Annotated in this window: 19 protein-coding genes and 1 riboswitch; of the genes, 6 read left to right on the top strand and 13 right to left on the bottom strand. The window is 48.0% G+C overall.

Features of this window, described 5'->3' with window-relative positions; translation table 11 throughout:
* Positions 1 to 43 precede the first annotated feature (43 nt).
* Entirely contained in the window at positions 44 to 826 is a 783-nt protein-coding gene (gene minC, locus U1F02_RS03680; RefSeq protein WP_409988992.1) for a septum site-determining protein MinC, read from the bottom strand.
* Positions 827 to 1,120: 294 nt separating this feature from the next.
* On the opposite strand from minC, the gene U1F02_RS03685 reads away from it, so the two are divergent.
* The 4 genes from U1F02_RS03685 (at position 1,121) to U1F02_RS03700 (ending at position 6,148) form a co-directional block, all read left to right on the top strand.
* Complete coding sequence (locus U1F02_RS03685) at positions 1,121 to 2,605, top strand: DUF3300 domain-containing protein (RefSeq protein WP_409988993.1); 1,485 nt, start codon at positions 1,121 to 1,123, stop codon at positions 2,603 to 2,605.
* A 150-nt stretch (positions 2,606 to 2,755) separates the two neighbouring features.
* A complete protein-coding gene (gene ettA, locus U1F02_RS03690; protein WP_409988994.1) occupies positions 2,756 to 4,420 on the top strand; it encodes an energy-dependent translational throttle protein EttA in 1,665 nt (554 codons plus the stop codon).
* Positions 4,421 to 4,579: 159 nt separating this feature from the next.
* Positions 4,580 to 5,497, top strand: coding sequence for a polyphosphate kinase 2 (gene ppk2 / locus U1F02_RS03695; protein WP_409988995.1), 918 nt, complete (start codon positions 4,580 to 4,582; stop codon positions 5,495 to 5,497).
* A 21-nt stretch (positions 5,498 to 5,518) separates the two neighbouring features.
* Positions 5,519 to 6,148 carry a class I SAM-dependent methyltransferase gene (locus U1F02_RS03700; protein ID WP_409988996.1) on the top strand — a complete coding sequence of 210 codons (630 nt, stop codon included), beginning with the start codon at positions 5,519 to 5,521 and terminating at the stop codon, positions 6,146 to 6,148.
* A 30-nt stretch (positions 6,149 to 6,178) separates the two neighbouring features.
* Here U1F02_RS03700 and U1F02_RS03705 read toward each other — a convergent pair whose 3' ends face one another.
* The 9 genes from U1F02_RS03705 to U1F02_RS03745 all read right to left on the bottom strand — a co-directional run bounded on the left by U1F02_RS03705 (position 6,179) and on the right by U1F02_RS03745 (position 16,166).
* Positions 6,179 to 7,354: a substrate-binding periplasmic protein gene (locus tag U1F02_RS03705; RefSeq protein ID WP_409988997.1), complete on the bottom strand. Its 1,176-nt coding sequence runs from the start codon at positions 7,352 to 7,354 to the stop codon at positions 6,179 to 6,181.
* A gap of 288 nt (positions 7,355 to 7,642) precedes the next feature.
* Positions 7,643 to 9,106 carry a cobyric acid synthase gene (locus tag U1F02_RS03710; RefSeq protein ID WP_409988998.1) on the bottom strand — a complete coding sequence of 488 codons (1,464 nt, stop codon included), beginning with the start codon at positions 9,104 to 9,106 and terminating at the stop codon, positions 7,643 to 7,645.
* A complete protein-coding gene (gene cobO, locus U1F02_RS03715) occupies positions 9,107 to 9,727 on the bottom strand; it encodes a cob(I)yrinic acid a,c-diamide adenosyltransferase (RefSeq protein ID WP_409988999.1) in 621 nt (206 codons plus the stop codon). It lies immediately after the preceding gene.
* A 76-nt stretch (positions 9,728 to 9,803) separates the two neighbouring features.
* Positions 9,804 to 11,759 (bottom strand): TonB-dependent receptor, encoded by a 1,956-nt coding sequence (locus U1F02_RS03720; RefSeq protein WP_409989000.1) that lies wholly within the window; start codon positions 11,757 to 11,759, stop codon positions 9,804 to 9,806.
* A 116-nt stretch (positions 11,760 to 11,875) separates the two neighbouring features.
* Positions 11,876 to 12,024: riboswitch (cobalamin riboswitch) on the bottom strand.
* A gap of 70 nt (positions 12,025 to 12,094) precedes the next feature.
* Entirely contained in the window at positions 12,095 to 12,544 is a 450-nt protein-coding gene (locus U1F02_RS03725; protein WP_409989001.1) for a DUF4442 domain-containing protein, read from the bottom strand.
* Positions 12,545 to 12,557: 13 nt separating this feature from the next.
* On the bottom strand, positions 12,558 to 13,352 hold the full coding sequence (locus U1F02_RS03730) for an ABC transporter ATP-binding protein (RefSeq protein WP_409989002.1): 795 nt from the start codon (positions 13,350 to 13,352) through the stop codon (positions 12,558 to 12,560).
* 1 nt (position 13,353) lies between these two features.
* A complete protein-coding gene (locus tag U1F02_RS03735) occupies positions 13,354 to 14,352 on the bottom strand; it encodes a FecCD family ABC transporter permease (protein WP_409989003.1) in 999 nt (332 codons plus the stop codon).
* A 14-nt stretch (positions 14,353 to 14,366) separates the two neighbouring features.
* Positions 14,367 to 15,194 (bottom strand): ABC transporter substrate-binding protein, encoded by an 828-nt coding sequence (locus U1F02_RS03740; RefSeq protein ID WP_409989004.1) that lies wholly within the window; start codon positions 15,192 to 15,194, stop codon positions 14,367 to 14,369.
* 63 nt (positions 15,195 to 15,257) lie between these two features.
* Positions 15,258 to 16,166 carry an ROK family protein gene (locus U1F02_RS03745; protein WP_409989005.1) on the bottom strand — a complete coding sequence of 303 codons (909 nt, stop codon included), beginning with the start codon at positions 16,164 to 16,166 and terminating at the stop codon, positions 15,258 to 15,260.
* 159 nt (positions 16,167 to 16,325) lie between these two features.
* Here U1F02_RS03745 and U1F02_RS03750 point away from each other — a divergent pair, with 159 nt between their 5' ends.
* Positions 16,326 to 16,700, top strand: coding sequence for a PilZ domain-containing protein (locus U1F02_RS03750; protein ID WP_409989006.1), 375 nt, complete (start codon positions 16,326 to 16,328; stop codon positions 16,698 to 16,700).
* A 37-nt stretch (positions 16,701 to 16,737) separates the two neighbouring features.
* A complete protein-coding gene (locus U1F02_RS03755; RefSeq protein ID WP_409989007.1) occupies positions 16,738 to 17,100 on the top strand; it encodes a PilZ domain-containing protein in 363 nt (120 codons plus the stop codon).
* A gap of 23 nt (positions 17,101 to 17,123) precedes the next feature.
* Here the strand turns inward: U1F02_RS03755 and radA are convergent, their stop codons facing one another.
* From radA to U1F02_RS03770, 3 genes are all read right to left on the bottom strand, one after another.
* On the bottom strand, positions 17,124 to 18,494 hold the full coding sequence (gene radA, locus U1F02_RS03760; protein WP_409989008.1) for a DNA repair protein RadA: 1,371 nt from the start codon (positions 18,492 to 18,494) through the stop codon (positions 17,124 to 17,126).
* A gap of 119 nt (positions 18,495 to 18,613) precedes the next feature.
* A complete protein-coding gene (locus tag U1F02_RS03765; protein WP_409989009.1) occupies positions 18,614 to 19,531 on the bottom strand; it encodes a hypothetical protein in 918 nt (305 codons plus the stop codon).
* Between the two features lie 199 nt (positions 19,532 to 19,730).
* The gene (locus tag U1F02_RS03770; RefSeq protein WP_409989010.1) at positions 19,731 to 22,079 is read right to left on the bottom strand and encodes a hypothetical protein; all 2,349 of its coding nucleotides are present in this window, start codon (positions 22,077 to 22,079) and stop codon (positions 19,731 to 19,733) included.
* Positions 22,080 to 22,209 lie beyond the last annotated feature (130 nt).

Genomic DNA, 22,209 nt, shown 5'->3' on the forward strand with positions numbered 1-22,209 from the left:
TTAATTTTTAAAATGGAGTGTAAAACTGTTTTAAGCTCAGGGCTTAAGCATTAACTAAGGCCTCAACAACGACTTTCTCGCCCTTAAGCGAAATTTGCACCGGCTTTTTTAATAATTCTTTTGGCAGTGCATCTTGCAACATAAAGTTACCCGCAACGGATACCAACTCTGCTTCCAGATTTTGGCAAAAAATCCGTGCGTTTTCATCGCCTTTTACACCCGCCAAAGCGCGACCACGCAGGGTGCCGTAAATATGGATATGGCCGTCTGCCAAGACCTCGGCACCCTCGCTCACTTGGGCGAGCACAATTAAATCGGCTCCCTCGGCGTAAATCTGTTGCCCAGACCGCACAGGACGAGTCACCACGCGGCTTACACGTTGCACTAAACGTTCCTGAATCACCGTTTCTACAACGGTTTCTACCACTGTCTCAACACGGGTTTCAACAATAGGTTCAGGCGCTTTGGCTTTAGGTGCGGCTGGAATCTTTAAGGCTCGCTCAGAGGGTGTGGGCAAAATCGCCAAACCGGTTTTCTGAACACCCGCCAATAATACCTCTGGCACAGCAGTAAAGCCCAATGGCTGCAAATCCAACTTACGGCAAATCTTGAGTAAACCCTCGGCGCTCGTAATGAGTGACTTGCAGCTTTCAGGGTTTTCCAAGCGTTCAAAACTAATCAAAACAGGTGAATTCACAAAAAAATGCGGTGCTTGATCAATTTTCTCTTTAAGCTCTGTGGCGAGGGTCTCGGGGTTATATTCAACTAAAGCCAGAACCACCACTGTCAGCGCACTGCCCTTCAGCTGAAAACTCACATCTATCATTCGAAACTCTCTGCCTGCGTTCAATCTATTTATAAATTAACTTAGGCCGCCATTATCAAGCTGCTGTAGTTTTAGTCAAGACAAAGCGCTTGCCGATTCACGCGCCCTGAAGGATGATCCCGCACCACAAGAACGCAGCACCCATTCAGGCCGGATTAAGCCGCTGCAACTTATAAAGTACCCAAGGTGTCTGAGGCCTAACTCGGGAATGCTTGTGTCCCGCATCGGGCTTAACGCCTTTGCCTTGCGGTTGTTATCGCAAGCCCGTCAACCGGACATCAGACGAGATAAAACATGAAACGCTCCGTGAGTTTGGCATCACCCTTACACAAAACCATCTTGGTCTTGCTGACCTTAATTCCACTGCTCCTAACGCCGGTGAGCCAAGCGGCGAACCGGGACGATGTCCAGTTCAGCCAAGCCGAACTCGACCAAATGCTTGCCCCTATTGCCCTGTACCCAGACGCACTACTCTCGCAGGTACTTATCGCGTCTACCTATCCTTTGGAAGTTATTCAGGCCGACCGCTGGGTGCGCAGTAACAAAGACCTTAAAACAGAAGACGCCCTCAAGTTCGCCCAAAACAAAGATTGGGACCCCAGCGTAAAAGCCTTAGTGGCCTTTCCTGATGTATTGAAGCGCATGAGTGAAGACGTGGACTGGACTCAGCGTTTGGGCGACGCATTCCTAAGCGATGAAGAATCAGTGATGGACGCAGTGCAGCGCCTGCGCAAACGCGCCTACGCAACGGGCAATCTTGAAAAAGCTCAGCATATCAGTGTGGAGCGTGATGACGATTACATTGTGATTGAGCCTGCACAAGAGCGAATCGTTTATGTTCCCGTGTACGATACTCGCGTGGTCTACGGCAATTGGTGGTGGCCAGACTATCCGCCCGTTTACTGGCATTATCCCAGCAGTTACACCTATGTGTCCGGCTTTTATTGGGGCTCAAGCATCTATTTAGGCTCTAACTATTTTTACAGCTCATGCCGCTGGCGCGACCGCCGTGTGGTTGTGATTGATCATTACAATTACGGAGGCACAACCCGTTTCTATACTGGGCGCGAGATTGTTCGCCATGCCGATGCACGCGATTGGCGCCACGACCCCGCACACAGACACGGTGTTGCCTACTACAACAACAATTTGCGAGAAACCTACGGAAGTCATCACCAATCACGCGAGAACGATCGGGATTATCGCCGTCAGTTTAACCAAGGTGGGTATCCAAATCCCCGTGGCAATGACGGATGGAAAAGAGATCACGATAATCGAGGTGACAACAATTGGAACAACGGTAGCAATAACGGCCACATCGACCGCGCCGAGCAAGTCCGCGAACGTCTGGATCGCGAGAACAGCTTGCGCGAACGTCGCCCTTGGAGCGGTGAGCGCAGCGAATCTGGAAACACCATCAACACAAGTGGTATACGAGTGCAAAATCAAAACCCGCAACCGAGGGTAGATAATTCACCCTCTCTCCAAAACACGGAAGAAGCGGGTCGTAACCCTAGGTTTAACCAGGAACAACGAGTTGTGACCGATGACGCTGATCGTCGTCCTAATTTTTCCAGACTAGAACAACGGCCGCAGGAAGCTCCGCGCCCCAACTTTGGCGAACAAAACCAACGCGTTGAGCGTCAGGAACAACCCAGAGTGGAAATGCCAGCTCCCAGAAACGAAGCTGAAGGCCGCGCGCAGTTTGAACGTCGCTCAGAAAACTTACAAAACCGCACTCGCTTTTCTCGCGAAAAAAATGACGATAATACGAAATAGTTTTAAATATCTTTCTGCAAAACCCCGCTTAATGCGGGGTTTTTTCTTTTCATTTGGGCCGCCTCACTTCCGCTTAACTTCCTTCTGCCACCCGTATTCTTTATAGTACGCGCTTTATAAAAATCCCCCTGCACGAACGAGGTTAGCCCCATGGCTCAATACGTATTTAGCATGCACAGGCTTGGCAAAATCGTCCCGCCCAAGCGTGAAATCCTGAAAGACATCTCCCTCTCCTTCTTCCCGGGCGCCAAGATTGGCGTGTTGGGCTTGAACGGTTCGGGGAAATCCACGCTGCTCAAAATCATGGCAGGCGTAGATCAGGATTTTAACGGCGAAGCCCGCCCCATGCCCGGCATCAAGATCGGTTATTTGCCACAAGAGCCGCAACTCGATCCGACCAAAGATGTACTCGGCAACGTGCAGGACGGTGTGCGTGAAGCCGTAGATGCGCTCGCTGAGCTTGACCGCATCTACGCTGCTTACGCAGAGCCCGATGCCGACTTTGATGACTTGGCAAAGAAACAAGCCAAGTGTGAAGACATTATCCAAGCGTGGGACGCCCACAACCTGCAAAACACCTTGGACATCGCCGCTGATGCCTTGCGCTTGCCGCCTTGGGATGCCGACGTGACCGTACTCTCCGGTGGTGAGCGTCGCCGTGTGGCCTTGTGCCGTTTGCTCCTGTCGCGCCCAGACATGCTTTTGCTCGACGAGCCCACCAACCACTTGGACGCGGAGTCTGTTTACTGGTTGGAGCAATTCCTCCACAACTTCCCCGGCACCGTAGTAGCCATTACCCACGATCGTTACTTCCTCGATAACGCCGCGGGTTGGATTCTGGAACTCGACCGTGGCCACGGTATTCCTTATGAAGGCAACTACACCAGCTGGCTGGAACAGAAAGATGCCCGTTTAGAGCAAGAAGCTCGCGCTGAGGCGGCGCACCAAAAAGCGCTGAAAACCGAATTGGAATGGGTTCGCCAAAATCCAAAAGGTCGTCAAGCCAAGAGCAAGGCGCGTCTCGCTCGCTTCGATGAATTGCAATCGCAAGAATTCCAAGCCCGTAACGAAACCAACGAGATTTATATTCCACCTGGCGAGCGCTTGGGCGATAAAGTCATCGAGTTGAATAACGTGAGCAAAGGTTATGGCGACCGTTTACTGATCGACAAACTTTCCATCAGCATTCCAAAAGGTGCAGTGGTAGGAATTGTGGGCGGAAACGGTGCAGGTAAATCCACACTCTTCCGCATGATCGCGGGTACTGAAAAGCCGGACAGCGGTACTGTCACTTTGGGCGATAGCGTTAAAGTGGCCTATGTTGAGCAAAGCCGTGAAAACCTGGACGATAAAAAATCGGTTTGGGAAGCAGTCTCTGACGGTGCTGATATTTTGAAAATCGGTAACTACGAAGTGAGTTCGCGCGCTTACATCGGCCGCTTCAACTTCAAAGGTTCAGATCAACAAAAACGCGTGAGCGAATTGTCGGGCGGTGAGCGCGGCCGTTTGCACTTGGCTAACACCTTGAAGCAAGGCGCAAACGTATTGCTCCTCGACGAACCATCAAACGATTTGGATATTGAAACCCTACGTGCATTAGAAGATGCAATCCTCGCCTTCCCCGGCTGCGTGTTGGTAATCTCGCACGACCGCTGGTTCTTGGACCGTATCGCTACGCACATTCTCGCGTATGAAGGTGATTCGGATATCGTCTTCTTCGAAGGCAACTATACCGAGTACCACGAAGACTTGGTAAAACGTAAAGGTAACGATTCACAACCTAAGCGTATGAAGTACAAACCGCTCAAGGCCTAAGCTCAACTAAATCCTTGGCGTAAAAAATGCACAGCTCACGAAAGTGGCTGTGCATTTTTTTTGCGTGCTGTTTTGGCGATTATTCTGTGGCGCCTGTTTCAAAACTGTAACAATTTCTACATAAACTCGAGAGCCTCAGCATAAATACTGGAGTTCCCCATGAGCTTTATTGATGCAGAACTGGTACAGCGAATTCACAACGATTTTTTGGACAGCTACGACGAAGAATTGGAGCTCGAATTGGAAGATCGTATTTATTTTCAGGATGCAGACCTGGATGCACCCAACCAGACACAAGAAGCCAAAGCCTATCGCCAGTTTTATTTTCGCGAACTGTTCAGGTTGCAAGCCGAGCTGGTTAAATTGCAAGATTGGGTCGCCGCTACCGGGCATAAAGTCGTCGTGATTTTTGAAGGGCGCGACGCCGCGGGAAAAGGTGGTGTTATCAAGCGGATCACCCAACGGTTGAACCCACGTATATGCCGAGTGGCTGCCCTGCCCGCGCCGAACGAACGCGAACGTACCCAATGGTATTTTCAGCGTTATGTATCGCACCTACCGGCGGCAGGTGAAATCGTATTATTTGACCGCAGCTGGTACAACCGCGCCGGTGTAGAACGTGTTATGGGCTTTTGTACGGACGAACAATACGAAGAATTTTTTCGCTCCGCACCCGAATTTGAAAAAATGCTGGTGCGTTCCGGCATTCAAGTCATTAAATATTGGTTTTCGATTTCTGACGAAGAACAGAATTTACGTTTTTTGGGGCGCATTCACGATCCATTGAAACAGTGGAAACTAAGCCCCATGGATTTGGAATCGCGTCGCCGCTGGGAGCATTACACCAAAGCCAAAGAAATTATGTTGGAACGCACGCATATTCCCGAGGCACCTTGGTGGATTGTGGAAGCTGTCGACAAGAAAAAAGCGCGGCTCAATTGTATTCATCATTTGCTACAACAAATGCCCTATGAAGAAATTAAGCGACCCGTGATTGATTTGCCTGAGCGCGAATACCACAAAGATTACTCGCGCCGCCCGGTTCCAAAAGAAATGTTCGTACCCGATATTTATTAACTGTCTAACGAAGGATTTATTGTGCCTGAACTCATAGCTCCCCCCGAAAAACACACGCTCGGCGCCTACGGCATTTGGCTGTTTAACGAAAAGCATCCGCAAATTAAAAAAATAAAAAAGGAAGTATCCCCCAGCGTACATGGCGATCGCCATTGGGATTCCAGTTATTTATTGATGGATTACTTCACCCAAAACGCACCTAAAAAGAAAATGCGTGTATTGGATGTAGGCTGCGGTTGGGGACCAACATCTATCTTCTTTGCCAGCAAAGGCTGCAAAGTCACAGGTATGGATATAGACAAAGACGTATTCGCCTTCTTAGATGCGCAAGCAGAATTCAATGGCGTAAAAGTCTCTAAACTGACCTGCGCCATGAAAGACATGAAGAAAAAAGATTTAGAAAACTTCGATGTAATTGTTGGTGGCGACATTTGCTTTTGGGATGAACTCGCCGACGAATGGTTCGCCATGTTAAAACGCGCCGCACAAGCAGGTGTTAAAAAAGTCGTTCTAGCAGACCCAGGCCGCAGCCCTTTTCTTGCGTTAATCGACAAGTGCGAAAAACGCTGGCCGACAGAATTATTGATGTGGTACGCGCTGGAACCTCAAAAATTTGAGGGCAGTTTAATGGTCGTAACGCTAAATAAATAACAGCCGTTTTAGCTGCCAGATAAAACAAACTCAGTTTGACTGAGAGAGCGCCTTATCCACATCTACCCCAAGGGTTACCGCACCGATGGATTTTTGCGTCTTTGGGTCAACTAATGGCGCACTCAATTGAACCTGAAAGCGCTTGGAAGACGCGTCGTACTTTATTTTATCAACAAAAATAAAATCCGAAGTTCCATTAAAAGCCTTGGTAAATTTTTCCTCGTCCCCTTGCCAATAATCAGACGTCATGCTGGACATGGCAATGTTATAACCACGACCATCCATCACAATAACTTCCGCCAGCAATTCGTTTGAATTATTCTTCAACTCCCCCAAAAAGTTGGAAAGTATTTGATTGATTAGCGACTTGGGGAAATCGAGATTATGGATTTTAAACGCAAGTTGCCACTGTTCATCGAGCTTTTGTAATTGGGTATCAGACTTATTCTTATTGGTGGCATTTTGTTGAACAACTGCGGCGATAAGATCTTTATTACGAAGAATTTGTGCGAACCAAGGCTCTACAATTTTTTGGATTTCACTTTGTTCGTTGGATGAGAGATCAAAGCCAACTGACGCACAGGAGTCTATTCGGCTATTAAATGCGCTCAAGAATTCCGGGTTCTGCGCCAAGAATGGTGCCCCAAAGTACACACCCAATGGCATATAACGAAAGAAACGTGATTTGTAATCGCGGCTAGAAACATTTAATTCCGCAGCGGCCTTTTCAAAAATCTCCTTATCGAGCAAGACAGCGTCAACTCGCTTGGTGAAGAGTAATTTCAGCAACTGAGGAACATTATTCGCGGCAACAAAATCGCTGTAGCCTTCGTTACTGAGAATGGTTTCCTGCTGGCTTCCGAGAATGACGCCAATTGGGTAATGCTGTTTCCACGATGCCGGAGCAACCATGTCCGTACGCCAAAACCAATACCAATTTTCCAGAACCAAGGGGGCAGAAAAAGTGGCAAATTCATTCGCATCATCAATCGCAACTGCCGTAAAAAAGCCATCGATAACACTGGTATGAACTTCTTGACGAGCGCGTCGCCAAGGCAAAGAACGAATTTCGTAATTCACCTGCATTTTTTCAAGTATGCACTTAACATGATCCACGGATCCGCCTTGTACTGCCTCACCAACCTCTACAACTTTTTTTTGAAGAACGTTAGTTCCCAGCACTACCGCGGGCTTGTTAATAAACACCTTGGGTTCTTGCGCCCACGTAGAATTGCAAAAGCAACTTAGACAGAAAACAAAAAAGGAAAAAGCACGTGTTATGTTCATGGTAAAAAACCTTCTTACTCCAACAAATCCGTTACAGATAGGCTTCCACATCGGGCATGCTCAAATGCCCAAACGACAACAAAAAACGCGAAAGAGATTAGAAATAACCCAATACCAGACTCATTGTTATTGTTGAATGACCGGCATGTTTACTAGTATAAAAATAGCATTTACGAGCGATGAGTAAAACACGAACCTATACTAAGTTCAAGATTGAGCTGTTAAGTTCAAGGCGGCCAAATCGAGAGATTCTCCAACTGTCTTTGCCAGCACCCTTAAGGCTCTCTCTCGCACATCTCCTATATCGACAGGGCTTTCGTCCAAACACCCACTCCACTGCAGGATTGCCCGACACGCGTCCGGCGTATCGAATAAGCCATGTAAATAGGTACCTATGATTTGGTTGTCTGCGCTTATGGCACCATCGCCAACCAAGCCGCTTTGATCGTTAAAATAAACGGCGGGATTAGCGAGTGCATTCCCAGAGCTTATTCCGCAATGAATTTCGTAGCCTTGCACCTGCGTGGCTGAATCCCACAAGACGCCGGTTTGTCGACGCAATATCTTTTCCGGTACAAGCTGCGTTTCTAATTCCAAATAATCAAGTCCAGCAACCTCGCCGGCAGGCCCTTCTATTCCTTGTGGATCACTAATTTTTGACCCTAGCATTTGCATACCGCCGCAAATACCAATTACTTTTCCCCCGTAGCGTAAATGTTTTGCAATGGTCTTATCCCAATTTTGCCTGCGCAGGAATTGCAAATCGTCGCGCACATTTTTACTGCCGGGCAGAATGATGAGATCAACAGACGGAATAGTTTGCTCAGGGCCCACCCAAAAAAATTCCACATCCGGATGCAAACGTAAAACATCAAAATCGTTATGATTGGAAATTCTGGGGTATACCAAGACAGCTACACGAATTTTTGTATTTTGCTTTTTCGGCTGTGTGCGCTCCAGCGCATCTTCCGCGTCCAAGTGCAATCCGTTTAGGTAAGGAATAACACCAAGCACCGGTTTTCCGGTTTTTTGTTCCAGCCAATCCAAGCCCGGCTTTAATAAATTTATGTCGCCGCGAAAGCGATTGATGACAAAACCTATCACACGTGTTTGCTCAGATTCACTGAGTAACGCTAAGGTTCCAACCAAATGCGCGAAGACGCCACCGCGATCAATATCGGCAATAATAACCACCGGGCAATCTACCGCTTCGGCAAAGCCCATATTTGCAATATCGCGATCACGCAAATTAATTTCCGCTGGGCTACCCGCTCCCTCCACCACGATAAGATCATATTGCTGTTGCAAACGACGGTAAGACTCGAGCACGGCGTTCATCGCGTGCAATTTATAATCGTGATAAACCGCCGCATCCATATCGCTCACCGCTTTACCGTGAATAATAATTTGGGCTTTGGTATCACTGGTGGGTTTAATAAGAATGGGGTTCATATCCGTATGAGGCTCTATTCGCGCGGCTTGTGCCTGCAAGGCTTGTGCACGCCCTATTTCACCACCGTCCACCGTCACGGCAGAATTTAATGCCATGTTCTGCGGTTTGAACGGTACAACTGAAACACCACGGTTACTAAAAATACGGCACAACGCGGCAACTAGCGTGGTTTTACCCGCATCTGACGTTGTACCTTGCACCATGATTGTTTTTGACATTTACCACTCAATTCCTTTTTGCGCTTTAATGCCATTATTAAAGGCGTGCTTAATGGCTTTTACTTCACTGAAAGTATCAGCCAGGTCTTCCAAATATTTTTTTGCGCCGCGCCCAGTAATAATCACGTTTTGTGTTATGGGTCGATTTTGTATGGCCTTGAGAACTTTTTCTTTATCCAGATATTTGTAGTTGAGCATGTAGGTTAGTTCGTCCAGCAAAACCAAATGAATTTCTGGGTCGCTGAATACATGCTCACATTCAGCCCACACTTTCTCTGCGGCTTCGCGATCTTTTTCCGCATTTTGGGTCTCCCAGGTAAACCCGGTATCCATCGTAAAATATTCCAGCCTAGCGTTTTCGCCACGAAAAATACTTTCGGTTAGAAAATTCTTTTCACCACATTCCCACGTGCCTTTAATGAACTGCACTATGGCAACTTTGTATCCGTGCCCCAAACAGCGTAATGCGGTTCCAAAACCTGAACTGCTTTTACCTTTGCCATCGCCCGTTAATACAATAAGCACACCGCGATCTTCTGTTGCGCGCGCTATTTTTGCATCCACAATTTCTTTACGCTGCTGCATACGCTCTTTATGGCGCTGCGCTTTTTCGTCTGTCATAAACAAGGCTCCGAAAATGCAATCCGAATAGGTTTATAGAAAAGGCGCTGTAAGGCGCCTTTCTGTTTACTACTTTTTAAAATCTGTAAGTCACGTGACCACTGTAGGTTTGCTTAGGTTGAGGATACACGTAAGTGCCCTTCCAGCTTGTACCTTCGTAGTCTGAATAGGTTTCACCCGTTAGATTCTTAACGCGCAAACCCAACTCCAATGCATCAAAATTCCAGACAACATTTACGTTAAAAATCGTCACTGGATCTACCTTCGGCTGCGTATTAGCGTTATCGCCAACAAGGTAACGGCTGCCGATATAGTTCGCATCTACACTAATATTGAGATTTTTGATAAAGGTAAATACAACACCGGCGTTAGCGTCATTTTTGGCAACAAACGGAACTGCTTTATCTTTGAAATTACCTGAAGTTAATTCAGCGTGCGTGTAAGTATAGTTACCATGAAGGACTATAAACTCGTTTAACTGTACATCACCATCAAACAATAAGCCTTGGCGCTCAGACTCGGGTAAATTGATGTTAGCACCGTAAGTACCTGAAAGCGGGTCATACATAATTTCGTTATCAACAATCATATGGAACAAGCTGTATTTAACGCTCGCATCCTTATCTGCCCACGCAAAACCCAGCTCTTGTGATTTGCTGGTCTGGGCTTTCAGGAAATCAATGCCCGGTGCAACGTAACCATTTTCATCCGCGTTGGCAAAACGGAAGCCATCAGCCAAACGACCAAAAGCACGCCAATTGGCATCAATTTGATAATTGATTCCTAGCTCGCCGATATTTAGGGAGTCAGTGTGCTTATTGGATACAACTTTATTTTTGTCATCCACACTTGCGTGACGCACACCTGCATTCAGAATTACGGCTTTGGTTACAGGATAAATAACCTGCGCATAAATATCCTGTTGCTGCTGAGTAATATTGGTATAGCCATCACCTGTTTCGTAATCTGCATCAACTTTATCGTAGCCTAAAGTGACAACTGCACTGCCGTTTGCCGTTGCAAAATCCCCCACCACGCGAGGCGTGAAGTTTTTAACACGCATTTCGTAAGCGCTGTCAAACGGAAAATAGCCGTTGGATTTATCGTAGTCATCGTACAAGTAACTACCGGTTTCATCGCGATCGGAATACTCGCCGAGCAAAGACCAGTTTTCCAAAAACTTAACTTGTCCACCAACGCGCTGAAGATCTGTATCCTGCTTTGAATAATCCCGAGGGGTGTTGCTGTGACGAGGATCTTTTTGCGCATCAGTTACCAGTAGATTACCGGGCAAGCCCAAGTCGTCTTCAATTTTTTGCTTTTCAACAAACACTTTACCCGCATCAAATGCGTAGGCGATTTTACCCAACACATTGGTCACTTCTGAACGGTTATTCTCACGGTAGTTATCTGTTTCGCGCTTTTGCGCGCTCAAGTTATAACTTAAACCGTTTTCAAAACCTTGGCTCAGGCTCGCGGTATAATTCGCTAAATCGTAAGTACCTGCCTCAGCGCTGATGACACCTTTAAATTCACCTGACTTTGCTGCGCGCGTAATAATGTTAATCACACCACCAACAGCTTGATCTCCATAAAGAACACCCGCACTACCTTGCACAATTTCAATACGCTCTACGTCTTTGATGGCCACTGTATTAAGTGCGGGACCTGCGAGGGTCGGGTTATTGAGTTTACGTCCATCAACCAACACCAAGGTATTGTTAGCGGCGTTGCCAGAAAAACCACGCATAGATGCGGTGACGTTGCGCCCACCACTGCCATCGGTATCTTGAATTTGAATACCTGCTTGCGTGCGTAAGACTTCGGTAATTGTGGTTGCTCCGCTAATGCGAATTTGTTCGGCATCCACCACTTTAATTTGTGTTGCAACAGGCATTGCTGGGCCTTCGCTGCGTGTGGCGCTGATAATGAGTGTTTCTATTTTGTCTTCTGCTGCAAATGCAGATGACGCTAAACCAGCTGACAGAACTGCCACGCTGAGGGGAGTTAACGCGAAAGATTTAATAGACATAAATTCCTCAATCCAAAAATATGGGATGAGGGAGGGGAAGCGGGAATAATGCGCGCGGCCGAAAAAATCGGCCTCGTAAAACACAGAATTTCCACCGATGTTGCCCTCCGCGACATCGTGAATATAGGTTTTGAGGCTGGTATCGGACTTATAGTCTTATGCAGACTACTTACCGTTGCGGGGGCAGTGTTGGCTTTGCACTTTTAATAAAAAAGCAGGCGCACCAAACTTCCCATTTAATTTGACCCTTGCACTTGCTGTTTACAGCATTAGGGCACGTCAAACACCTCGGCGCGCAGGGTATGGGGTTGAGAAAAGAGAGTCAAGCGAAAATGTTACTTCTGAGGCTTTCGCTTTACATAAACAGTGCGATGAATACGAGCGACGAGTTTATTATCCGTATCGACAATATCAATTTCAAAATCAGGTAAATACTTTTCACCTTGGGCAGTAGCCGCTCGAATTTCATCGAGCTTTTCCTGGGTAAGAATAAATCGTGCACTTACGTGGCTACGACCGGGCGAGACAAAATCAATAGTCGCCTTTTTATCCCATACATAATAATCGCGCCCCAGATTTTCCATGAGCATCAGCATGTACCATGGGTCAGTCATGGCAAACAGGTTTCCGCCAAATTGTACGCGCACGTTGTTGCGGTTGTACCAACGCAATTTTAGGGTGACATCAATTTCGCGAAAATCATCGCTAATATGCGTAACTTTAATGGCATTAAAAAATAAAGGTGGCCAGAGGTTTATAACGCGTCTTAGGATTTTCGCTCTCATAGAATTTTCGTTCTCATAGAGTTTGTACCATTCTATGTGTGGGGATGATCACCACGCCGTCATCACGACAATCAACATAGGCCTTAACACCGTAAACTTGCGCAAGATTTTCTGGAGTTAGCACTTGCACTGGCTCTCCCACTGCCACCAGTTTTCCGTGATGCATAAGCACCAAACGCGAACAAAAACGTGCAGCCAAACTTAAATCATGTAATGCGGCTATAACGGCACCGCCTTGTTGCGAATGTGCTTGCAGCAACTCCATGATATGCAATTGATGGTAAACATCGAGCGCAGCTATAGGTTCGTCAGCAATGATTAACTGCGGTTTTCCCGCGAACACCCGAGCCAATAAAACCCGCTGTAACTCACCACCGGATAATTCCGTGACAGGACGTTCAGCCAAAGATTTTACGTCTGTCATCTCCAATGCCGCCGCAATTGCGACTTCGTCATCAGCGGATGTGTTAACCGTCGAATTCCACGGTGAACGCCCCAATGCCACCAAATTTTTTACACTGAGCGGCCAGGCCGGTGATTCATGCTGTGCAAGATATGCCATAAAACGCGCACGCATGGGTGCAGATATTTTTTTAATGGAAGCCAGTGAATTTTCAGCAGCAATATCAATCTCACCCTTATTCGGTAGACTTAGCGCCGCAAGCATTCGTAACAAAGAACTTTTGCCTGCGCCATTTGGACCAATTAAGCCCACGAACTCCCCTTCATGAATATGAATGCTCACGCCATCGACAACGATTGTATTGCCAAGGCTTAGAGATAAGTTTTCTGCTTTTAAGAGAGTCATATTAAATCCAGCGCGAACGCGTTTTTAAAATCAGCATTAAAAAGAACGGCCCGCCCAAGAGCGATGTAACCACCCCCAGTTTTAGCTCCCGCGCCACATCCAATAATCTCACTAGAATATCTGCCCCTAACACAAGCAGTGCGCCACCTAAAGCGCTAGCAACTAATAGTCTACCGGGTTGGTGCCCTACCAGAGGACGCAAAAGGTGTGGCACCACCAAACCAACAAAACCTATGCTGCCACTTACCGCAACGGCAGAGCCAACACACAAGGCTAAACCTATGAGTATAAAATTGCGTTCACGTACCGGGTTAAAGCCTAAAGATGTAGCCGTCTCTTCACCCAAACTCAAGGCATTCAAAAATCGGAATCTGCTTAATAGCAAAACCCAGCCCAAACCAATAAAAGGTGCCGCTATATAAACATGATGCATATTGCGGTTGGCCAATGAACCCATTAACCAAAATACAATTTCCTGAAGCGCAAAATAACTCGGGGCAAAATTAAGCGCGACTGAAATCAATGCGCCCGCGATAGCATTTATGGCCACGCCCGCCAAAATTAAGGAGAGAACGCTACTGCGAAAACCCGCCAATAAATACACGAGCAATAACGCAATGAAAGCGCCAGCAATAGCGGCCACCGGCAACCAATACCAAGCCACCGCTGCAAAACCAAAATACAAAACGATAACCGCGCCTAAAGCAGCTCCACTGGAAACACCTAAAATACCCGGCTCTGCTAAGGGGTTACGTAAAAAACCCTGCATGGTTGCACCCGCAAGGCCTAGCGTTGCGCCAACCAAAACTGCGAGCAAAACGCGGGGTAAGCGAATCTCCCAAACCACAGTTTGATGCAGAGATGAGTTGTGACTCATTAAATCTTTGACGGCTTGAATAATGGAAATGGAGGAGTTTCCCATACTGAGCGAACATAAAAATGCGATCAGCACGCCGACACCTAAAATAGAAATCAATAAAGAGAATGAAATTTTTTGCACAAGAATCCTTGACGCTAATTAACAAGCGATTTTTTTTGCTGAATAAGATTTTCGATAACTTCAGCTGCAATGGGTGCAATACAGACTGAAAGCGTCGCCGGTAATTTTATAATCCGCATATTATTTTTACGTAAGGCGGGATGCTGAACATATTCTTGCGCAAGCGAAAAAGCCTGCACGTCAGACGACTCTACGATAATGACTTGAGGTTGCGCCAGTATTAAGTCTTCCAAATCCAATCGCGCAAAACCACTGAGGTGTTTATCCAGAGCTAAATTGTGGAACCCAGCACGTGTCATCAGCTCGTTCTCCAAGGTATCCGCACCCACCACGTAACTGTTTGAGGCGTACCAAAATGCGGGAATGGGTTTGCTTGAATCTGCATCCAAACGCGTGAGCTGCATTTCCAATTCGCGCACCATTTTTTCAGCAGCGATTTCACTGCCCGTTAGCTCGCCGAAGCGATGAAGATGCTCGCTAATATCAGCCAAGGTGCGCGGCAAGGACAGAGTTTCAACGCTAAAACCTAACTGACTTAACAAGACTTTAGTGTCACCTGCGCCGAAATCACCCGCCAAAACCAAATCTGGATTACGCGGCACCAAATCTTCGGCAAGACCGCGATTCAAATAATAGTGCTGCGCTTGTTGAGCAAAGGGCGAAAATTGTGGATTGCCGGAAAGATAAGTTAAAGAATTAATGCGCGCAGGTTCAACTAACTTGAGTAAGAGCGCGTCCAAACATAAATTGAGCGAGGCAATGCGTTGCGGCTTAATCGATTCGCCCGCAACACTGATAGACGAACACGCAGCTATAAAAAGAACGAATAATAATCTGCGCATAAAAAGACTTTGAGATTGTTGGAACAGTGAAGGCTTGGTCAGCCCTCACTCACGGAGCGCAGATTATAGCGGATTCAACCAGGCTGCGCCGCGCACACCGCTGGAGTCACCGTGTACGGCTTGCACAATGGGCGTATCGCACTCAAAGCCGAATACATAGTGGCTGAGCAGCTGCGGCACCGCCGTGTAGATTTCTGAAATGTTAGAAGCACCACCACCCAGCACAATAATGTCGGGGTCCATGATATTGATGACCGCCGCCAAACCACGGGCGATTTGGTCGAAGTAGGCATCCAACACCTGCCGCGCGTGAAACTCTCCGTTACCCGCGCGCTCGGCAATTTCATGGCCCTTCAATGCCAAGCCAGTCAGCATTTCGTAAGATCTGCATAAGCCTGTGCCCGACAAGAAGGTTTCCTGGCAGCCCGATTTTCCGCAATAGCAGGGGCGAGCTTCCAATTCTGCGTCACGGGTCCAAGGCAATGGGTTATGACCCCACTCGCCCGCCACACCGTTTGGCCCAACAATAGGCAAGCCTTTGTAGGCGACGCCTGCACCGCAACCCGTTCCTAAAATGCCGGCAAATACCAAATCATAGCCGCGACCAGCGCCGTCCGTCGCCTCAGAAACGGCCAGGCAATTGGCATCGTTAGTAACTTTTACATTGCGCCCAAGCTGTGCAGAGAGATCCTTTTGAAAAGGCCTACCGTTCAACCAGGTGGAGTTCGCATTTTTCACAAAGCCCGTTTTGCGCGAAATAGTACCGGGAATACCGATGCCGACGGGAATATTCCCCTGCCCCGCTACAGACTCGGCTTGAGCGACAAGGCTCGCGATATCGCGCAGGGTTGCTGAGTAATCGTCGCGCACCGTGGGAATGCGCGTGCGGAACAGCTCTTGGCTATCGCCATTTAATAAAACCACCTCAGTCTTTGTGCCGCCGAGGTCTATGCCAATTCGAAACTCTGTCATCTTGTGAAACCCGTTACATTGAGTGTCGCGATTATAGGTGGAGGCTATCAAAGATGGCAAATAACCTCTTTTCACTACGCCGCTTTTGCAGTGATATGGCCATTTAGTTCAAGTGGTCTACACTCATAGGAAGCCCAGATAACGACAAGATGTAGATCTATGACTCAGGAACGCCGCCGTTTTAGCCGAATTGATTTTGACGCCCGTGTGGAGATCGCTCAGGGAGATAAAAATTGGCAAGCCCAATTATTGGACATCTCTCTCAAAGGTGTTTTACTTGCCAAGCTCGGCCCTTATCAATTAGAGCCAGACGCACCGCTGCTCGTAAAAATTATTTTGTCTGACCAAACCAGTATCGCTATGTCAGCACAGGTTGTGCACCAACGGGTTGATCAACTGCATTTGGCATGTATCACTATTGATATCGACAGCATTAGCCATTTACGAAGACTGATTGAACTTAATATGGGTGATGCGGCGGCTGCGGAACGTGAGCTAACCGAATTAATCGCCAGCGCTGAGGAGCAACGCTGATACCCGATGCCAATTATTTGCTTGAGGTGAGAATCCCATGAACCATGATGACCGCAGGGCGACACCGCGTTACCCGCTACGCGCTTTCGCTGAACTGGGTAGCTCCGATAAAGAGTGGGCCGCCCATGTGTTGGATATTTCCTACTACGGTGCGCGTATTGCCTTGCTGGACGAGTACAACCTGTGTGCGGGTGACCCTGTGCGCTTGCGTTTAGAAATTCCGGAAATGCAGGTTCCTGAAGGTATGCTGCCCTATCTTCACCTGCAGGGAACACTGGTTCACCAACAGGAGCACATGCTGGGTATTCAATATGAACCCGTTAGTGAAACGGACGAGAAATTGTTAAAGCAAATTCTCACCAATCTTAACCAAACTCATTCTGATTCAGGTCATTCTTAAATCAAGTTTGCGAATAAACGTTTTTACAGAGCGTTTAACGCCTCTTGTAAGTTTTTAACGGCAACAACTTCAATACCCAAGTTCTTTTCACGCGGTGCATTACCGATTGGCACTATGGCTTTTTTGAAACCGTGCTTTGCCGCTTCTCGCAAACGCTCCTGCCCACTGGGTACGGGGCGAATCTCACCCGACAAACCCACTTCACCAAACACCATTAAATCTTGCGGCAAAATTTTATCGCGGAAGCTGGAGACAATCGCTAATAACACCGCCAAGTCTGCGCTGGTTTCCATCACGCGCACACCGCCCACTACGTTTACAAAAACATCTTGGTCGCCCACCATAATTCCGCCGTGGCGATGCAAAACCGCGAGCAACATGGACAAACGATTTTGATCCATGCCCACCGCAACGCGACGCGGATTCCCCAGGTGACTATCGTCCACCAAGGCTTGAATTTCTATCAACAGCGGGCGGGTTCCTTCCCACATCACCATCACCACAGAACCGGGCGCGGGGTCTTCCGCGCGCTGCAAAAAAATCGCTGAAGGATTATTTACTTCGCGCATGCCCTGCTCGGTCATGGCAAACACACCCAATTCGTTTACTGCACCGAAACGGTTTTTGTTACCGCGCAAAGTGCGAAAGCGTGAATCGTTATCGCCCTCTAATAAAATGGAACAGTCGATCATGTGCTCTAAAACCTTGGGGCCGGCAAGCGAACCATCTTTTGTTACATGGCCAACCAAGATAACAACAGTGCCTGTTTGTTTTGCAAAGCGCGTGAGGTAGGCAGCGCTCTCGCGCACTTGTGAAACGGAACCCGGTGCAGATGAAATATCTTCCATGTGCACCACTTGAATGGAGTCCACCACCATCACTTTAGGTGCAACGTGTTGCGCTGTAGCGCAAATAGTTTCTACGTTGGTCTCGCTCAGCATTTGCAACTTGTCCGTCGGCAAACCTAAGCGTTGTGCGCGCATGGCAACTTGTTGAAGTGATTCCTCGCCCGTTACGTAAAGTGCAGACATATTGCGCGCTAAAAAACACAAGGTTTGAAGCAACAAGGTACTTTTACCGGCGCCGGGGTTGCCGCCAATCAGTACGACAGAACCGGGAACAAAACCGCCGCCTAAGACGCGGTCAAATTCGCTGGTGCCGCTGGAAAAGCGTGGCAGATCACCTAAGGAAATTTCAGCGAGTGTTTGCACATTATTACCGGTAGCGCCGCCCGCATAACCTTCAAATTTTGCGGAGCGATTGCTAGGCGTTGGCCCTAAGCGCACTTCAACAATAGAATTCCACGCGCCGCACTCGGGGCATTGGCCTTGCCATTTTTTAAAATCCGCACCGCATTCGTTGCAGACAAACGCACTTTTTTGTTTTGTACTCACAGGATTCTCTTTTGCCACATTCAAGATGAGCCTAAGTTAACATCAGGCTTTAAAACAAAAAAGGCCTGATGTGCATCAAGCCTTTTCAATCAAACAATATTATAAGCGCGATACAACAATTACTTTTCGTCTGTAAGCTTCAAGTAAATCCCTAAACCAATCAGCATGGCCACAGCCGCAAACAACATAAGCACCGCGGAATTCAAATGATCTTCACCACCCAATAAGGATTTAAACATCAACAATAAAGATTCGATAGAAACCGCAATGACAATTGCCGCCATAAAACGGCTGATGGTACGGCGCATGGAACCTTCATGGTGAATATCCTTATGGAGAAACACTTCTTCTTCCAAAATGGTTTTACCCAAATCGAAGATCGCTAAACCCAAAGTGACGAGAATAACTGCACCGAATATTTTAATAGGTTCGTCGATATGATTATGCACAACGCCGTACATATCCTTACCGCCGTAGTACAACAGCAAGCTTGCAATAATTACCAGCATCACACCAATAATCGCATATACGGTTTGGAAAAACGGATGAACACGGCGGCGAATTTCGTCACCGTTTAAAAAGGTAATTAATTTTTCCAAATTAAAATTAATGACCAAATAACCCGTTTTATTTTCGGCAGTGGTGTAACGCTGCACTGCAGAAATAGCGAGCTGATGGGTCGCGTTAGATAAATAAGGAGAGGTTACGGTAGAAACTTTTTCGTTCTTAACCGCTTTGGTGTAGTAGGCGCGATTACTACGATCTGAACACATGCCGGGTTCGCTGCGCTTTGAATCATCAATATCGGGCGCGGCGGCAGAAATGGTTGTTTGCATGCCGTGTTCATCAAGACAATACAGCAGCTCCACAAATGGATAAGATTTGTGCAAACGCTCTACGGTTTTTTGAAGGGCGGCTTCGTCAGATTCTAATTTGCGCGGCATCAGCGCGGTGACAATTGAATCCAGCAGACGATCGATCTGCGGCTGGTAATCTTCGTATTTGCGTAAGAGGTACAGGTAGTTGCGTGGTGTCATAAGACGTTCTCAAAAATTACAGTAGTGTCCATTTGAATTTTTAACTGGTCGCAATAATACACAAGCTGATTTGCGATGAGTGCAACTTCCTAAAACTTTCTGCAAAAAACTCTCCACAAAAAACCGTCAAAGTGCGTGCCATTTTCAACTGCTCAAAAAAAAGCCCGCTGTACTTAGCGGGCTTTTTATCCATTAACACTTAATTTGCCGAGTCTATATTCTGCGGCGCATAGGATCCCACGGCGACTTTGCCCGCACCCAAAACAAAACTAACAACTTGGGCTTGCATCTCCGCCGTGATTTGCGGCGCGGCGGCAGATGGGCGCAACAAGGATGCATGGTCACCTGCGGTGAGTTTCACATAGCCTCTACCCAATTGGGTTTCGCCCAATCCCAGCACACTGGTGCCCAACAAACGCGCCATTGCACTGGTGCCTGTAAGCGGAGCGCTATCGGCACCGTTGGGAATCACTTGGTCATCTTTCACTTGTTGTAAGAGCACAGGCACGCCCAAGGTCGCCACCAATTGCGAGAAGTTAACCGGGTCACCCGAATCAACCGCACTTTGGGCCGCGTACATAAACTTCTCGTAATTGCTTGTTCCAGGGTTCACGCCCGCCTTGGCTAAGCCTGCATTGATTACAGAGGAGAAGGTGGCTGAGTTAACCAACACTTGCGCGACCTGAGTACCCGCTACCGACGCCACCAAACTGCGAACAGGGTTGAGGTTGGAGGCGAGCCCCAGTTTGGCTTCGTTAGCGATTGCAGCTTGGTTAACCGCCGTAAACACAGTACCGAGGATACCGCCTAGCGAATGCCCTACCACGTTAACATTGCTCAAGTTTAACTTGGCGCCTTGCGCTTGAACAAAATCAGTATCCAAGCCTTTCAAGCTCGCGTTGAGGTTAAGCAAATCGACCACACCTTCGCGGTTGTTATCGCGCGTGTTGAGCAAGTAACCCAAGTTAGTGAATTGCGCTCCTGAACCATCGTTGGCGGTAGGTGCTGCAAAATTCATAGGCGCGGGCGCGCCGCCAGGGCCCGCTACATTGAAGTGGCGCTCGTGTGGGGCATCAGCCCCGTAAAGCGTTGCAAAAGGAATCATTTGGCTCTTCTCAACATTCAGCACACTAACAAAAGCACTGTTCGCCGCTACGCCGTGCAAAGGTAAATCTATAGCGACAGTTGCAATACAACGGCTCGCTAAGGTGTGCGCTAAAGCCAAACCGGACGTACGGTCACTCGTAATCCCGTGCACATAGATGACCACCGGATAGCCACTCGCCGCGTAAATTTGCCCACAGTTTAAGGAAGCCGCATAGCCGGGCACCCAAGTTTTCTCTGGCAAGGTAACTTGCAATGGCACAGACTCATCGGTGGTTTTTGCCGCGAAGGGGAAGCGATAGGTCAGGTTGTAGGATTTATCCACATCTGCCGGTACGGTGGCTTTGATTGCCGCCGCTAAGGTCAAATCTGGAGTCCAAGCGCGCGTCAGGAATGCACCGAACGGCAAAGTACCCGGGGCAGTCTGGTAATAAGGTAGCTTGATATAGCCGGTGTAAAGCTTACCCACATTTCCCGCAAGCGCGCCTTTGCTAAGCACCCCCATATCCACTCCAGTAAGAGCCGACACCTTGAGCGGACGTTGTTTGGGTGTAGACAACAGGCCACCCGCCTCCAATGCGGATACGCTGGCAACAGCCGTTGCTGGTGCAACACCAGCGGCAATTTGGCTGGAGGCCAAAGCAGCGCGCGGTGCAGCCATCGCCATGAGCGGAGCTTGTGGATCTGTTGTAGTGAAGGTGTAGGTGATAACAAGTTTATCAACCGCCGCCGCAGGAGCCGCGCCAGTGGTCGCTGCTAAAAATCCTGACGCCAAGGTTTCCCAACCAGTAATAGCGGTACGCACAGGCACAAGACTGTCCAAAATCGAGTAGCTCGAATCATGCAGCGCGTTGTAGGTCCACGAACGAGTTAATGGTTTACCACTGGAATCTTTAATGTCGTTGGTCATAAACACCAGGTATTTGGACTTGGCTTTAAGCGGCAAAACAGGGCGAATACGAATCACGTTGTTAGTGCCTCCATCCAGCGACACCACTTTTGTATCGAAACTGGCGGGCCCAGTAATTCCAGTAACGTTGGCGGGGTTGAGCGCGTCTTTTCCGCCCGTATTCAACTCAAGCAAGAATACTGTTTTCATAGGCTGCACTGTCGCAGCATCCACACTGCCCTCAATCATCACGTCAAAAAACGCTGAGGTGGAAAATCCATCCAAACCATTCAATGTTGCTCGCACTGTGTCTGAGGGAGTGCCCACGTCGGCGGTGCCATCGGTGGTGGCAGCCTTGGCGAAGATTAAATCCGTATTAAACGGCAGATCAGAAATTACCGGGTCAAAACGTGGATGAGTCCCCGCGACAAAGGCCTCTGCCGGTGTAGGTTCCGGTGCTTTGGCATCTTTGCCACCGCCGCCGCAACTGCTTAAAAACGCAGCTACAATTGAAAGAGCCAAGATGGGAAGCGCGGTATTCATCTTATTCTTCATAGTAATTTCCTGATTTGCGAAAGGCTCAAAAGCAGCACCCGAAGGCTAGTCTGGAATCGCGACAGCCCCAGCGGACACTCGGTGGTTTAAGTATAGTCAAGAATTGGCCAATCATTGACTGTTCGACTAC

This window comes from Cellvibrio sp. (assembly GCF_046347455.1).
Lineage (GTDB): Bacteria > Pseudomonadota > Gammaproteobacteria > Pseudomonadales > Cellvibrionaceae > Cellvibrio.

Excerpts from the sequence above, each read along its gene's own strand:
- minC (WP_409988992.1), bottom strand. The coding sequence starts at position 826 with ATGATAGATGTGAGTTTTCAGCTGAAGGGCAGTGCGCTGACAGTGGTG.
- U1F02_RS03685 (WP_409988993.1), top strand. The coding sequence starts at position 1,121 with ATGAAACGCTCCGTGAGTTTGGCATCACCCTTACACAAAACCATCTTG.
- ettA (WP_409988994.1), top strand. The coding sequence starts at position 2,756 with ATGGCTCAATACGTATTTAGCATGCACAGGCTTGGCAAAATCGTCCCG.
- ppk2 (WP_409988995.1), top strand. The coding sequence starts at position 4,580 with ATGAGCTTTATTGATGCAGAACTGGTACAGCGAATTCACAACGATTTT.
- U1F02_RS03710 (WP_409988998.1), bottom strand. The coding sequence starts at position 9,106 with ATGTCAAAAACAATCATGGTGCAAGGTACAACGTCAGATGCGGGTAAA.
- cobO (WP_409988999.1), bottom strand. The coding sequence starts at position 9,727 with ATGACAGACGAAAAAGCGCAGCGCCATAAAGAGCGTATGCAGCAGCGT.
- U1F02_RS03720 (WP_409989000.1), bottom strand. The coding sequence starts at position 11,759 with ATGTCTATTAAATCTTTCGCGTTAACTCCCCTCAGCGTGGCAGTTCTG.
- U1F02_RS03725 (WP_409989001.1), bottom strand. The coding sequence starts at position 12,544 with ATGAGAGCGAAAATCCTAAGACGCGTTATAAACCTCTGGCCACCTTTA.
- U1F02_RS03730 (WP_409989002.1), bottom strand. The coding sequence starts at position 13,352 with ATGACTCTCTTAAAAGCAGAAAACTTATCTCTAAGCCTTGGCAATACA.
- U1F02_RS03740 (WP_409989004.1), bottom strand. The coding sequence starts at position 15,194 with ATGCGCAGATTATTATTCGTTCTTTTTATAGCTGCGTGTTCGTCTATC.
- U1F02_RS03745 (WP_409989005.1), bottom strand. The coding sequence starts at position 16,166 with ATGACAGAGTTTCGAATTGGCATAGACCTCGGCGGCACAAAGACTGAG.
- U1F02_RS03750 (WP_409989006.1), top strand. The coding sequence starts at position 16,326 with ATGACTCAGGAACGCCGCCGTTTTAGCCGAATTGATTTTGACGCCCGT.
- U1F02_RS03755 (WP_409989007.1), top strand. The coding sequence starts at position 16,738 with ATGAACCATGATGACCGCAGGGCGACACCGCGTTACCCGCTACGCGCT.
- U1F02_RS03765 (WP_409989009.1), bottom strand. The coding sequence starts at position 19,531 with ATGACACCACGCAACTACCTGTACCTCTTACGCAAATACGAAGATTAC.
- U1F02_RS03770 (WP_409989010.1), bottom strand. The coding sequence starts at position 22,079 with ATGAAGAATAAGATGAATACCGCGCTTCCCATCTTGGCTCTTTCAATT.